Source organism: Streptomyces sp. ISL-12, assembly GCF_018614415.1.
GTDB lineage: Bacteria > Actinomycetota > Actinomycetes > Streptomycetales > Streptomycetaceae > Streptomyces.
Window position 1 is genome coordinate 20,794 of record NZ_JAGGOO010000090.1, and the last position, 12,168, is coordinate 32,961.

At 70.4% G+C, this 12,168-nt stretch carries 13 protein-coding genes, 5 tRNA genes and 1 pseudogene; 16 read left to right on the forward strand and 3 right to left on the reverse strand.

Annotation, left to right across the window (positions count from 1 at the left end; translation table 11 throughout):
• Positions 1 to 388 precede the first annotated feature (388 nt).
• The 9 genes from J7I94_RS24325 (at position 389) to J7I94_RS24365 (ending at position 4,321) form a co-directional block, all read left to right on the forward strand.
• Positions 389 to 577: a hypothetical protein gene (locus J7I94_RS24325; protein ID WP_215170011.1), complete on the forward strand. Its 189-nt coding sequence runs from the start codon at positions 389 to 391 to the stop codon at positions 575 to 577.
• Positions 578 to 680: 103 nt separating this feature from the next.
• Positions 681 to 1,466 carry a fumarylacetoacetate hydrolase family protein gene (locus J7I94_RS24330; RefSeq protein ID WP_215170013.1) on the forward strand — a complete coding sequence of 262 codons (786 nt, stop codon included), beginning with the start codon at positions 681 to 683 and terminating at the stop codon, positions 1,464 to 1,466.
• The gene (gene gltX, locus J7I94_RS24335; RefSeq protein WP_215170015.1) at positions 1,459 to 2,952 is read left to right on the forward strand and encodes a glutamate--tRNA ligase; all 1,494 of its coding nucleotides are present in this window, start codon (positions 1,459 to 1,461) and stop codon (positions 2,950 to 2,952) included. The genes J7I94_RS24330 and gltX overlap by 8 nt, the downstream gene beginning before the upstream one ends.
• An 80-nt stretch (positions 2,953 to 3,032) precedes the next feature.
• On the forward strand, positions 3,033 to 3,767 hold the full coding sequence (locus tag J7I94_RS24340; RefSeq protein ID WP_215170017.1) for an HAD family hydrolase: 735 nt from the start codon (positions 3,033 to 3,035) through the stop codon (positions 3,765 to 3,767).
• Positions 3,768 to 3,860: 93 nt separating this feature from the next.
• Positions 3,861 to 3,932: transfer RNA gene (locus J7I94_RS24345), tRNA-Gln, on the forward strand.
• 21 nt (positions 3,933 to 3,953) lie between these two features.
• Positions 3,954 to 4,026 (forward strand) — tRNA-Glu (locus J7I94_RS24350).
• Positions 4,027 to 4,055: 29 nt separating this feature from the next.
• Positions 4,056 to 4,128: transfer RNA gene (locus tag J7I94_RS24355), tRNA-Glu, on the forward strand.
• A gap of 20 nt (positions 4,129 to 4,148) precedes the next feature.
• A tRNA-Gln gene (locus tag J7I94_RS24360) sits at positions 4,149 to 4,220 on the forward strand.
• 28 nt (positions 4,221 to 4,248) lie between these two features.
• Positions 4,249 to 4,321: transfer RNA gene (locus tag J7I94_RS24365), tRNA-Glu, on the forward strand.
• Between the two features lie 188 nt (positions 4,322 to 4,509).
• On the opposite strand, the gene ndgR is transcribed toward J7I94_RS24365, so the two are convergent.
• Positions 4,510 to 5,226: an IclR family transcriptional regulator NdgR gene (gene ndgR, locus J7I94_RS24370; RefSeq protein WP_215170018.1), complete on the reverse strand. Its 717-nt coding sequence runs from the start codon at positions 5,224 to 5,226 to the stop codon at positions 4,510 to 4,512.
• Positions 5,227 to 5,421: 195 nt separating this feature from the next.
• On the opposite strand from ndgR, the gene leuC reads away from it, so the two are divergent.
• The 4 genes from leuC (at position 5,422) to J7I94_RS24390 (ending at position 8,719) form a co-directional block, all read left to right on the forward strand.
• The gene (gene leuC / locus J7I94_RS24375; RefSeq protein WP_215170020.1) at positions 5,422 to 6,852 is read left to right on the forward strand and encodes a 3-isopropylmalate dehydratase large subunit; all 1,431 of its coding nucleotides are present in this window, start codon (positions 5,422 to 5,424) and stop codon (positions 6,850 to 6,852) included.
• A 6-nt stretch (positions 6,853 to 6,858) separates the two neighbouring features.
• Positions 6,859 to 7,452: a 3-isopropylmalate dehydratase small subunit gene (gene leuD, locus J7I94_RS24380; RefSeq protein ID WP_215170022.1), complete on the forward strand. Its 594-nt coding sequence runs from the start codon at positions 6,859 to 6,861 to the stop codon at positions 7,450 to 7,452.
• Positions 7,453 to 7,707: 255 nt separating this feature from the next.
• On the forward strand, positions 7,708 to 7,938 hold the full coding sequence (locus J7I94_RS24385) for a hypothetical protein (RefSeq protein ID WP_215170024.1): 231 nt from the start codon (positions 7,708 to 7,710) through the stop codon (positions 7,936 to 7,938).
• A 136-nt stretch (positions 7,939 to 8,074) separates the two neighbouring features.
• Positions 8,075 to 8,719: an HU family DNA-binding protein gene (locus J7I94_RS24390; protein WP_215170026.1), complete on the forward strand. Its 645-nt coding sequence runs from the start codon at positions 8,075 to 8,077 to the stop codon at positions 8,717 to 8,719.
• A gap of 82 nt (positions 8,720 to 8,801) precedes the next feature.
• Here J7I94_RS24390 and J7I94_RS24395 read toward each other — a convergent pair whose 3' ends face one another.
• Positions 8,802 to 9,014 (reverse strand): hypothetical protein, encoded by a 213-nt coding sequence (locus J7I94_RS24395; protein ID WP_215170028.1) that lies wholly within the window; start codon positions 9,012 to 9,014, stop codon positions 8,802 to 8,804.
• 9 nt (positions 9,015 to 9,023) lie between these two features.
• Positions 9,024 to 9,662: a 2-phospho-L-lactate guanylyltransferase gene (gene cofC / locus J7I94_RS24400; RefSeq protein WP_215170031.1), complete on the reverse strand. Its 639-nt coding sequence runs from the start codon at positions 9,660 to 9,662 to the stop codon at positions 9,024 to 9,026.
• Positions 9,663 to 9,816: 154 nt separating this feature from the next.
• Between cofC and J7I94_RS24405 the strand changes: the two genes are divergently transcribed.
• The 3 genes and pseudogenes from J7I94_RS24405 to J7I94_RS24415 all read left to right on the forward strand — a co-directional run.
• Positions 9,817 to 10,611, forward strand: a complete 795-nt coding sequence (locus J7I94_RS24405) for a 1-acyl-sn-glycerol-3-phosphate acyltransferase (protein ID WP_215170032.1) — start codon at positions 9,817 to 9,819, stop codon at positions 10,609 to 10,611.
• Complete coding sequence (locus J7I94_RS24410) at positions 10,608 to 11,618, forward strand: NAD(P)H-dependent glycerol-3-phosphate dehydrogenase (RefSeq protein WP_215170034.1); 1,011 nt, start codon at positions 10,608 to 10,610, stop codon at positions 11,616 to 11,618. Before J7I94_RS24405 ends, J7I94_RS24410 begins: the two co-directional genes overlap by 4 nt.
• Before the next feature lie 70 nt (positions 11,619 to 11,688).
• Positions 11,689 to 12,168, forward strand: a pseudogene (locus J7I94_RS24415) (D-alanine--D-alanine ligase A); the annotation flags it as partial.

Below are 12,168 nucleotides of genomic sequence, written 5' to 3' on the forward strand. Positions count from 1 at the left end.
AACAAGGGCCATGGGAGAGCCCGCGACCGGCGTGACAGCACGTGAGGGGCGGGTCACCGGACGTAGAGAGTGGTCGACGGCAAAACGGGCGTATGGTCACGAGTCATCGGTCCCCGGTGGGTGTCCCAGTCGCCATGATCAGGAGCGGAATGGCCGCTTCAGGTGGGCAATGTCCGTTTTTTGTCGGCAGGGTGGGGGTCTGCTTTGACCGCTTTGCCCCTTGCTCAGTGAGGAAACTCACACGGGCGCCATGAGTCCTTCACGTCTTCGGTGGGGAATCGCGTGTTTAGCCTGGCGCTTTACAGAGAAGGCAAATCCGACAACCCGCGCCCGCGCGAGGCCCTTCCGGGCCGGCCCGGCGCCCGCACCCCATGAGGCTCGTACCACCGTGAAGACGACGATGATGTTCCACAAGATCGCCAATCCGCGCCGCACGACGCTGGTCCACCTGAAGGACACCGGCGAACTGCGGGCCCCGGAGCAGCCGGAGCACGCCGTCGAGCTCCCCACCCAGACCGCCAACCCCCGGCGCACCATCCTCATGGAGATCCCCGCCTCGGCCACCCCGGCCGAGTAGCACGCCCGGCCCCAGCGGCGGTGATGCGCGAGGCACCCGCCCCTTGCCGCGTTAGCCTGGAGCGTCAGACTCCAGCCGCATCAGTCAAGGGGCCAAGCAACCCGTGCGCATCGCCAGGTTCTCCATCGACGGGAACGTCGCCTTCGGCGCGGTCGAGGGCGACCAGCCGGACCAGCTCGTCCTCGACATCATCAAGGGCATCCCGTTCGCGGACTTCGAGCTCTCCGGCACGAAGGTCCCGCTGAGCAAGGTCCGGCTGCTGCCGCCGGTGCTCCCCAACAAGGTCGTCGCCTTCGGCCGCAACTACGCCGAGCACGCCCGGGAGCTGGGCAACGAGGTGCCCGACGCCCCGTTCGCCTTCTTCAAGCCGTCCACCTCGGTCACCGGCCCCGGCGACGACATCCAGTACCCCTCCTTCTCGCAGGAACTGCACCACGAGGCCGAGCTGGCCGTGGTCATCGGCCGCATGTGCCGCGAGGTCCCGCGCGAGCGCGTCGCCGACGTCATCCTCGGCTACACCTGCGCCAACGACGTCACCGCCCGCGACGTCCAGCGCCGCGAGAAGCAGTGGGCCCGGGCCAAGGGCTTCGACACCTCCTGCCCGCTCGGCCCCTGGGTGGAGACGGACATCGACCTCGCCCGCGCCGCCGACCTGACGATCCAGCTCACCGTCAACGGGCAGCAGCGCCAGCTCGGCCGCACCAGCGAGATGATCCACTCCATCGAGGACCTGGTCGTCAACGTCACCGAGGCGATGACCCTGCTCCCCGGCGACGTGATCCTCACCGGCACCCCGGCCGGGGTCGGCCCCCTCAACGTCGGCGACGAGGTCGCCGTCACCATCGAAGGCATCGGCACTCTCACCAACAAGGTTGTCAAGCGTGGCTAGCGCAGCGTCGTCCCCCGTACGCGTCCGTTTCTGTCCCTCGCCCACCGGTAACCCCCACGTGGGCCTGGTCCGCACCGCCCTGTTCAACTGGGCCTTCGCGCGCCACCACCAGGGCAGCGGTGCTCATTTCGTATTCCGCATCGAGGACACCGACGCCGCCCGCGACAGCGAGGAGTCCTACAATCAGCTCCTCGACTCGATGCGCTGGCTCGGCTTCGACTGGGACGAGGGCCCCGAGGTCGGCGGCCCGCACGCGCCGTACCGCCAGTCGCAGCGCATGGACATCTACCAGGACGTCGCCCAGAAGCTCCTGGACGCCGGCCACGCCTACCGCTGCTACTGCTCCCAGGAGGAGCTGGACACCCGCCGCGAGGCCGCCCGCGCCGCCGGCAAGCCCTCCGGCTACGACGGCCACTGCCGCGAGCTGACCACCGCGCAGGTCGAGGAGTACGAGGCCCAGGGCCGCACGCCGATCGTCCGCTTCCGGATGCCCGACGAGGCGATCACCTTCACCGACCTGGTGCGCGGCGAGATCACCTACCTGCCGGAGAACGTCCCGGACTACGGCATCGTCCGCGCCAACGGCGCCCCGCTGTACACGCTGGTCAACCCGGTCGACGACGCCCTGATGGAGATCACCCACGTCCTGCGCGGCGAGGACCTGCTCTCCTCCACCCCGCGCCAGATCGCCCTCTACAAGGCGCTGATCGAGCTGGGCGTCGCCAAGGAGATCCCGGCCTTCGGCCACCTCCCGTACGTGATGGGCGAGGGCAACAAGAAGCTCTCCAAGCGCGACCCGCAGTCCTCCCTGAACCTCTACCGCGAGCGCGGCTTCCTCCCCGAGGGCCTGCTCAACTACCTCTCCCTGCTCGGCTGGTCCCTCTCCGCCGACCAGGACATCTTCACCATCGACGAGATGGTCGCCGCCTTCGACGTCAAGGACGTCAACCCCAACCCGGCCCGCTTCGACCTCAAGAAGTGCGAGGCCATCAACGGCGACCACATCCGCATGCTGGAGGCGAAGGACTTCGCCGAGCGCTGCCGCCCGTGGCTGAAGCCGCCCTTCGCCCCCTGGGCGCCAGAGGACTTCGACGAGACCAAGTGGCAGGCGATCGCCCCGCACGCGCAGACCCGCCTGAAGGTCCTCTCCGAGATCACCGACAACGTGGACTTCCTGTTCCTGCCGGAGCCGGTCTTCGACGAGGCGAGCTGGACCAAGGCGATGAAGGAGGGCTCCGACGCCCTGCTGCGCACCGCCCGCGAGAAGCTGGACGCGGCGGACTGGAGCTCCCCGGAGTCCCTCAAGGAGGCCGTCCTGGCCGCCGGCGAGGCCCACGGCCTCAAGCTCGGCAAGGCCCAGGCCCCGGTCCGCGTCGCCGTCACCGGCCGCACGGTCGGCCTGCCGCTCTTCGAGTCCCTGGAGGTCCTGGGCAAGGAGAAGGCCCTGACCAGGATCGACGCGGCGCTGGCGCGGCTCGCGGCCTGACGCCCGTACGCCTGACAGGGGCGGCAGACCGTGCCGGCACGGTCTGCCGCCCCTCGCCGTACCCCGGTACCGTCGGGGACATGACGATCGAAGCCGTGGTCTGGGACGTCGACGACACCCTCTTCGACTACACCTCCGCGGACCGCGAGGGCATGCGCGCCCACCTCGTGGCGGAGGGGCTGCTCGACCGGTACGGAAGCGCCGAGGAGGCCCTGACCCAGTGGCGGGCGGTCACCGATGCCCAGTGGGCCCGGTTCGCGGCCGGCGAGGTCGACTTCGTCACCCAGCGGCGCGACCGCACCCGGGTCTTCCTGGACCGCCCGGAGCTGACCGACACCGAGGCCGACGACTGGTTCGACCGCTACCTGGCGCACTACGAGGCCGCCTGGGCCCTCTTCCCGGACGTCCTGCCCGTCCTCGACGCCCTCGCCGCCAGCCACCGGCACGCCGTGCTCTCCAACTCCAGCCTCACCGTCCAGGACCGCAAACTGCGCGTCCTCGGCGTCCACGACCGCTTCGAGGCCATCCTGTGCGCCGCCGAGCTGGGCGTCTCCAAGCCCGACCCCGGCGCCTTCCTGGCCGCCTGCGGAGCGCTCTCCCTCGCCCCGGACCAGGTCGCCTACGTCGGCGACCACCCGGAGATCGACGGCCGGGGCGCCGCCGACGCCGGGCTGCTGTCGGTCTGGCTCGACCGGGGCGGCGTGTACGCGACCGTCGACCCGCCCGTCGGCCCGCGCCGCATCGCGTCCCTCGCGGAACTCCCCTCGCTCCTCGGTGGGGATACTCGTTTTGGAGCCCCGTCCACCTTCGGGTAATGTTCTTCCTGCGCCGCCGGGGAGCGGGCTGAAAGGCCGGAACCGAAAGCGCGAAACTAGAACAAGATCCCCAGCACGGGGCTTGCGTTCCAGTGGCCTATGGTGTAATTGGCAGCACGACTGATTCTGGTTCAGTTAGTCTTGGTTCGAGTCCAGGTAGGCCAGCTCGCAGAGCTCATCTGCAAAGCCCCCGTTGTGTAGCGGCCTAGCACGCTGCCCTCTCAAGGCAGTAGCGCCGGTTCGAATCCGGTCGGGGGTACGGTGATCCACTTCATGGTGATCGCTAGGGCCCCCGTTGTGTAGCGGCCTAGCACGCCGCCCTCTCAAGGCGGTAGCGCCGGTTCGAATCCGGTCGGGGGTACTGTCTGGTCTAAACCACATTGGTCTATGGTGTAATTGGCAGCACGACTGATTCTGGTTCAGTTAGTCTTGGTTCGAGTCCAGGTAGACCAGCTCGGACCTGCGGAAACGCAGGATCCACGCCCCCGTTGTGTAGCGGCCTAGCACGCCGCCCTCTCAAGGCGGTAGCGCCGGTTCGAATCCGGTCGGGGGTACGGGACGACGGCTCCTCGCCTCAGCGGAAACGCTTGAGGTGGGGGGCCGTTTTCGTTGTGCGGCGGGTGCGGGTCGGTTGGGGGCTGGGCGCGCCCGCGCGGCGGAGCCGCATATGTCACAGCCCCGCGCCCCTGGCGGGGCGCTGTACTCAAGGTTGGCCGCGGCGTTGAGGCCGACCCTGGGATCGTCAGCTGGAGCGGCGCAGGGCCTCCGACAGGCGGCCGGCGGCGTCGATGACGGCCTGGGCGTGCATCCGGCCCGGGTGGCGGCTGAGGCGCTCGATGGGGCCGGAGACGGAGACGGCGGCCACCACGCGGTTGGACGGGCCGCGCACCGGCGCGGACACCGAGGCGACGCCCGGCTCGCGCTCGCCGATGGACTGGGCCCAGCCCCGGCGCCGTACGCCGGACAGGGCCGTCGCCGTGAAGCGTGCGCCCTGCAGGCCGCGGTGCAACCGCTCGGGCTCCTCCCAGGCCATCAGGATCTGGGCGGACGAACCGGCCTTCATCGTGAGCGTGGACCCGACCGGCACCGTGTCCCGCAGGCCGGACAGCCGCTCCGCCGCGGCGACGCAGATGCGCATGTCGCCCTGGCGGCGGTAGAGCTGAGCGCTCTCGCCCGTCACGTCACGGAGGTGGGTGAGCACCGGGCCCGCCGTGGCGAGCAGCCGGTCCTCGCCGGCCGCGGCGGCCAGCTCCGACAGGCGCGGGCCGAGGATGAAGCGGCCCTGCATGTCGCGCGCCACCATACGGTGGTGCTCCAGCGCCACGGCCAGGCGGTGGGCCGTGGGTCGTGCCAGTCCGGTCGCACCGACCAAACCCGCGAGGGTGGCCGGACCGGACTCCAGAGCGCTCAGGACGAGGGCCGCCTTGTCCAGAACGCCGACGCCGCTACTGTTGTCCATGCAACGATACTCGCGTCTCACTCTGTGAAACGCAAGTTCAATTTTCCGTGGAACGCGCCACTCTGGAAGGCACCAAGTCACAACGGCCCGTGACGTAAGGGCCTGGTGGCGGCAGCCCGGAAACCGGGGCGCGGGCGCCGCTTCCTCAAGATCTCTAGTTGGGCCGGCGAGCCGTTGCCGGCCGGAGGGAAAGCGATGGGTAGGACACTCGCGGAGAAGGTCTGGGACGACCACGTCGTCCGGCGCGCAGAGGGCGAGCCCGACCTCCTCTTCATCGATCTGCACCTGCTGCACGAGGTGACCAGCCCACAGGCCTTCGACGGCCTCCGCAAGAGCGGCCGCGGCGTGCGGCGGCTCGACCTGACCATCGCCACCGAGGACCACAACACCCCGACCCTCGACATCGACAAGCCGATCGCCGACCCGGTCTCCCGGGTCCAGCTGGAGACGCTGCGCAAGAACTGCGCGGACTTCGGCGTCCGGCTGCACCCGCTGGGCGATGTCGAGCAGGGCGTCGTGCACGTCGTCGGCCCGCAGCTGGGCCTGACCCAGCCCGGCACCACCGTGGTCTGCGGCGACTCGCACACCTCGACGCACGGCGCCTTCGGCGCGCTGGCCTTCGGCATCGGCACCTCCCAGGTGGAGCACGTGCTGGCCACCCAGACGCTGCCGATGGTCCGCCCGAAGACCATGGCGATCACGGTCAACGGCGAGCTGCCCGACGGCGTCACCGCCAAGGACCTGATCCTCGCGATCATCGCGAAGATCGGCACCGGCGGCGGCCAGGGCTACGTCCTGGAGTACCGCGGCGAGGCCGTCGAGAAGCTCTCGATGGAAGCCCGCATGACCATCTGCAACATGTCGATCGAGGCCGGCGCCCGCGCGGGCATGATCGCCCCCGACGAGACCACCTTCGCCTACCTCAAGGGCCGCCCGCACGCCCCCGAGGGCGCGGACTGGGACGCGGCGGTCGAGTACTGGAAGACGCTGCGCACCGACGACGACGCCGAGTTCGACGCCGAGGTGGTCATCGAGGCCGCCGAGCTGTCGCCGTTCGTCACCTGGGGCACCAACCCCGGCCAGGGCGCGCCGCTTTCGGCCGTCGTCCCCGACCCGGCTTCGTACGAAGACGCTTCGGAGCGCTTCGCCGCCGAAAAGGCCCTGGAGTACATGGGGTTGGAGGCCGGTCAGCCGCTGCGGTCCATCAAGGTGGACACCGTCTTCGTAGGTTCCTGCACCAACGGCCGCATCGAGGACCTGCGCGCCGCCGCCGAGATCGTCAAGGGCCGCAAAGTGGCCGACGGCGTACGGATGCTGGTCGTCCCGGGCTCCGCGCGGGTCGGTCTGCAGGCCGTCTCCGAGGGCCTGGACGCGGTCTTCAAGGAGGCCGGGGCCGAATGGCGGCACGCGGGCTGCTCGATGTGCCTGGGCATGAACCCCGACCAGCTCGCCCCCGGTGAGCGCTCCGCCTCCACCTCCAACCGCAACTTCGAGGGCCGGCAGGGCAAGGGCGGGCGTACCCACCTGGTGTCCCCGCAGGTCGCCGCCGCGACCGCCGTCACGGGGCACCTCGCCTCCCCGGCCGACCTCGCCGCCGCCGACGCCCTCACGCCCGCTGGAGTCTGATCAGCCATGGAAGCATTCACCACGCACACCGGCCGGGCTGTCCCGCTGCGCCGCAGCAACGTGGACACCGACCAGATCATCCCCGCGCACTGGCTCAAGAAGGTGACCCGGGACGGGTTCGAGGACGGGCTGTTCGAGGCCTGGCGCAAGGACGAGACCTTCGTCCTCAACCAGCCCGAGCGGCAGGGCGCCACCGTGCTGGTCGCCGGCCCCGACTTCGGCACCGGCTCCTCCCGCGAGCACGCGGTGTGGGCGCTGCAGAACTACGGCTTCAAGGCCGTGATCTCCTCCCGCTTCGCCGACATCTTCCGCGGCAACTCGCTGAAGAACGGCCTGCTCACCGTGGTCCTCGACCAGAAGACCGTGGACGCGCTGTGGGAGCTGACGGAGAACGACCCGCAGGCCGAGGTCACGGTCGACCTGGAGGCCCGCGAGGTGCGTGCCGAGGGCATCACCGCCGCCTTCGAGCTGGACGAGAACTCCCGCTGGCGGCTGCTGAACGGGCTGGACGACATCTCCATCACGCTCCAGAACGAGCAGGACATCGCCGCGTACGAGGCGAAGCGCCCGTCGTTCAAGCCGCGGACGGTCCAGGTCTGACCTTGAGGCCGTAGCGAGGTCGACTTTCGGCCACCCGCAGACACCCCCCGTACCCCCGATCGGACCGATCGGGGGTACGGCCGTGTCGGGGCCCGGACGGTGTCCGGCGAGGCGGCAACTTCCCACGTTACGCAGGTGGTTGGCGGGGTACGTGAGTCATCGGGCGGCCTCTTCGGCGGTGGTCCGAGGGGCCGTGTGGGGCGGCAGTTGCCCCCTGCGCAGGCGACAACTCGCCCCAGATGGCACAATCTGTGCATGGAACACGACGGCCAACTCCAGCTCTATGCGGCGGTCGCGTCCCGGCTCAAGGAAGCGCACACAAGAGTGCGCGCACTGCAAGTCCCGGAGGGCGTACGGATGGCGCTGACCCGGAAGCTGCTGGTCATTACGGCTGCGGCCAAGCACGATCCCGCCGGTGCGGCAAGGCGTCTGGAGCGGTTCACGGAGGATCTCGACGAAGGTCGGTTCTCCGACGGGCAACGCTGAACAGGCCGGGACAGTCGAGTCCGTTGCGGCACAAGGGTGATTAGCCCGTTTCGTGTTTGATTTGCGGTATATATCTGCCTAACGTGCGAAAAAGCTTGAACATTCTCGTTCTGGCGAGGTCTCCGAAGGGGAAGACGTGAACAAGGCGCAGCTCGTAGAAGCGATTGCCGACAAGATGGGGGGGCGGCAGCAGGCCGCCGACGCCGTCGACGCGGTTCTGGACGCCATCGTCCGCGCGGTGGTCGCGGGCGACCGGGTCTCGGTCACCGGATTCGGTTCCTTCGAGAAGGTCGACCGCCCGGCACGCTACGCCCGTAACCCTCAGACGGGCGAGCGGGTTCGGGTCAAGAAGACCTCCGTTCCGCGCTTCCGCGCCGGTCAGGGCTTCAAGGACCTGGTCAGCGGGTCGAAGAAGCTCCCGAAGAACGACATCGCGGTCAAGAAGGCGCCCAAGGGCAGCCTCTCCGGCCCGCCGCCCACCATCTCCAAGGCCGCGGGCAAGAAGGCCGCCGCCAAGAAGACGACGGCCGCGGGGAAGAAGGCCGCAGCCAAGAAGACCACGGGCGCGGCGAAGAAGACGGCCACGGCGGCGAAGAAGACCACGACCACGGCGAAGACCGCCGCCAAGAAGGCCCCCGCGAAGAAGTCGGCCGGCACCACGGCGAAGAAGACCACCGCGCAGACGGCCCCGGCGAAGAAGGCCACGGCCAAGAAGGCGCCGGCCAAGAAGTCGACCGCGCGCAAGACCACCGCCAAGAAGGCCACCGCACGCAAGAAGTGACGGGCGGCGGCACCCAGGGCACTCACACGCCGGGCCGGACTCCCTCGGGAGTCCGGCCCGCGGCCTGTTCAGGAGGCGTCGCTCAGAGCGTCTGCAGCGTGATCAGCGTGATCCGCAGGCCCTCGCCCGGCCCCCGCGTCCCCTCGGTCTCGATCCGCACCCGCTGCCCGGGGCGCAGCAGCCGCAGGCCGCCCGCGTCGAACGCCGCCGCGTCGAACGGCACCGGAGTGCCGTCGTCCAGCAGCACCTGCCCGCAGCGGCTGTCGGGGTCGTACGTGTAAGCGGTCGCCTGCATGACGGCAGCCTACTGCTCGGCGATCAGCAACCGCGCCGCGGCCGCGGCCGTCCGCGGTCCCACCCCCAGCGCCAGCGCGGCGCGCAGATCCTCGCCGGTGTCGACGTCCTGCCGTACGGAATCCACCGCGTCGAGCCCCAGTTCCACCGCGCCCGACGCGCGGTGTCCGCGGCGGGAATCCGGGCCGAAGAACGGGTCCAGTTCGCTGCCCGGGGCGGCGGCCAGCAGCGTCGTGCCGATCGCGGCCGCGTCCGGCAGAAAAGAACGCGGGAATTGTGCCGCCGCATTCAGTACCCGGGCCAATTCGGCCGGCCGGAGCGCCGGGAGATCGGCGTTCAGCGCCGCCACGGGACTTCCGGGGCGCGAGGCCCGTACGGCCGCCGCCGCGTGGGCCAGGGCCGCGTTCAGGCCGCCGCCCGGCTCGTCGGCGACGACGCCGGCGCCGAGCGCGGCCAGCTCCCGACCCGCCCGGGAATCGTCCGTGACGACTGCCACATCCGCCACCGCCGGGCAGGACAGCGCCGCCGCCACGGTGTCCAGGGCGAACGCCAGCGCGAGGTCCGGCCGTACCGCGTCGTCCGCCGTGTCCGACAGCCTGCTCTTGGCCCGGGCCAAGGGCTTCACGGGCACGACCAAGGTCCACTGCACAGGCGATCCGTCCCTCTCTTGTCGCGCTCATTGTCACCCGGGGGCAGTGGTCACCAGGTGGTCGGGGCGTACCGTGTCCTCGACAGACCGGTGGCCCGGGGCGACACTTGTGCGGCTCCCCTGCCCCGCCCAGGCCCTAGAGGAAGGTGTCCGCGTGCCCCGCCGCAGAATCGGCTTCTGGTACCGCTTGGCCGCGGTGATCTGCAAACCGCCGCTGGTGATACTGCTCAAGCGGGACTGGCGGGGAATGGAGAACATTCCGGCCGAGGGTGGATTCATCACCGCCGTGAATCACAATTCCCACATCGATCCCCTCGGATACGCGCACTATCAGTACAACACCGGCCGCCTTCCCCGTTTCCTGGCCAAGAGCGGGCTTTTCAAGGAGGGGTTCGTCGGTGCCGCGATGCGCGGCACCGGGCAGATTCCCGTCTACCGGGAGAGCACGGACGCGCTCAGCGCCTTCCGGGCCGCGATCGACGCCGTGGAGCGCGGCGAGTGCGTCGCCTTCTACCCCGAGGGCACCCTCACCCGCGACCCCGACGGCTGGCCCATGACCGGCAAGACCGGCGCCGCGCGCGTCGCCCTGCAGACCAGGTGCCCGGTCATCCCGGTCGCCCAGTGGGGCTGCAACGAACTGCTGCCGCCGTACGCCAAGAAGCCGCGCCTGCTGCCCCGCAAGACCCACCACGTGCTGGCCGGCCCGCCCGTCGACCTCTCCCGGTTCTACGGCCAGGAGATGACCGCGGAGGTGCTGAAGGAGGCCACCGAGGTCATCATGGCCGCCGTCACCCGCCAGCTGGAGGAGATCCGCGGCGAGAAGGCGCCCGAGACGCCCTACGACCCGCGCCGCGAGCGGATCGAACAGCGGCGCCGCACCCAGGCGCAGACGCGGGGGCGCACCCAGGCACAGACGCACGGCAAACAGGCAGAAGGGCAGGGCACGTGAGCAAGCCCGTCAAGGCGGCCGTCTTCGGCACCGGGTCGTGGGGCACCGCGTTCGCTGTGATCCTCGCCGACGCGGGATGCGAGGTCACCCTGTGGGCGCGGCGCCCGCAGCTCGTCGACGCCGTCAACTCCACCCGGACCAACCCGGACTACCTGCCGGGCGTGGAGCTCCCCGAGAACGTCCGGGCCACCACCGACGCCGCCGAGGCCGCGGCCGGCGCCGACTTCACCGTCCTGGCGATCCCCTCCCAGACGGCCCGCGAGAACCTCGCGAAGTGGCGCCCGCTGCTCGCCCCGGACACCGTCGTCGTCTCTCTGATGAAGGGCGTCGAACTCGGCTCCGCGATGCGGATGAGCGAGGTCGTCGAGGACGTCGCCGAGGTGGGCGCCGACCGGGTCGCCGTGGTCACCGGACCCAACCTGGCCCGGGAGATCGCCGCCCGGATGCCGGCCGCCGCCGTCGTCGCCTGCACCGACGAGGCCGTCGCCCGGCGCCTCCAGGCCGCCTGCCACACCCCGTACTTCCGCCCGTACACCAACACCGACGTCATCGGCTGCGAACTCGGCGGCGCGGTGAAGAACGTCATCGGGCTCGCCGTCGGCATCGCGGACGGCATGGGCCTCGGCGACAACGCCAAGGGCTCGCTCATCACCCGGGGCCTCGCCGAGACCACCCGGCTCGGTGTCGCGCTCGGCGCCGACCCGCTGACCTTCTCCGGGCTTGCGGGCCTGGGCGACCTGGTGGCGACCTGCTCCTCGCCGCTGTCCCGGAACCACACCTTCGGCACCAACCTCGGCAAGGGCATGACCCTGGAGGAGACCATCGCGGTGACCCAGCAGACCGCCGAGGGCGTCAAGTCCTGCGAGTCGGTGCTGGATCTGGCCCGCAGGCACGACATCGACATGCCGATCACCGAGACGGTCTTCGAGATCGTGCACGAGGGCAAGCCCCCGGTGGTCGCCGTCAAGGAGCTGATGTCGCGCAGCGCGAAGCCCGAGCGACGCTGAGCCACCCTCGCTCGTTCGCCCGGGGTGGACGCTGTGACGCGGCCTGGGGGACGGGTACTCTCAACGCGATATGAGCACCGAGAACCTCCCCCAGAGCCCCGAGCAGCCGTCCCGCAAGCCGCGGGTCGCCGTCGTGTTCGGCGGGCGCAGCTCCGAACACGGGATCTCCGTGGTCACCGCCGGCGCCGTCCTCGCCGCCCTCGACCGGACCAAGTACGAGGTCCTGCCGATCGGCATCACGACGGACGGCCGGTGGGCCCTCACCGCCGACGAGCCCGAACGCATGGCGATCACCGAGCGGCGCACGCCGACGGTGGAGCAGCTCGCCGACTCGGTCGAGGGCGCGGTGGTGCTCTCCGTCGACCCCGCCAGCCGCGAGGTCGTCTACAGCGAACCGGGCTCGGTGCCCAAGGCGCTCGGCGAGGTCGACGTCGTCTTCCCCGTCCTGCACGGCCCCTACGGGGAGGACGGCACGCTGCAGGGGCTCCTTGAGCTGTCCGGGGTGCCGTACGTCGGCTCGGGCGTGCTCGCCTCGGCGGTCGGCCAGGAC

Excerpts from the sequence above, each read along its gene's own strand:
- J7I94_RS24340 (WP_215170017.1), top strand. The coding sequence starts at position 3,033 with ATGACGATCGAAGCCGTGGTCTGGGACGTCGACGACACCCTCTTCGAC.
- ndgR (WP_215170018.1), bottom strand. The coding sequence starts at position 5,226 with ATGGACAACAGTAGCGGCGTCGGCGTTCTGGACAAGGCGGCCCTCGTC.
- leuC (WP_215170020.1), top strand. The coding sequence starts at position 5,422 with ATGGGTAGGACACTCGCGGAGAAGGTCTGGGACGACCACGTCGTCCGG.
- leuD (WP_215170022.1), top strand. The coding sequence starts at position 6,859 with ATGGAAGCATTCACCACGCACACCGGCCGGGCTGTCCCGCTGCGCCGC.
- J7I94_RS24385 (WP_215170024.1), top strand. The coding sequence starts at position 7,708 with ATGGAACACGACGGCCAACTCCAGCTCTATGCGGCGGTCGCGTCCCGG.
- J7I94_RS24395 (WP_215170028.1), bottom strand. The coding sequence starts at position 9,014 with ATGCAGGCGACCGCTTACACGTACGACCCCGACAGCCGCTGCGGGCAG.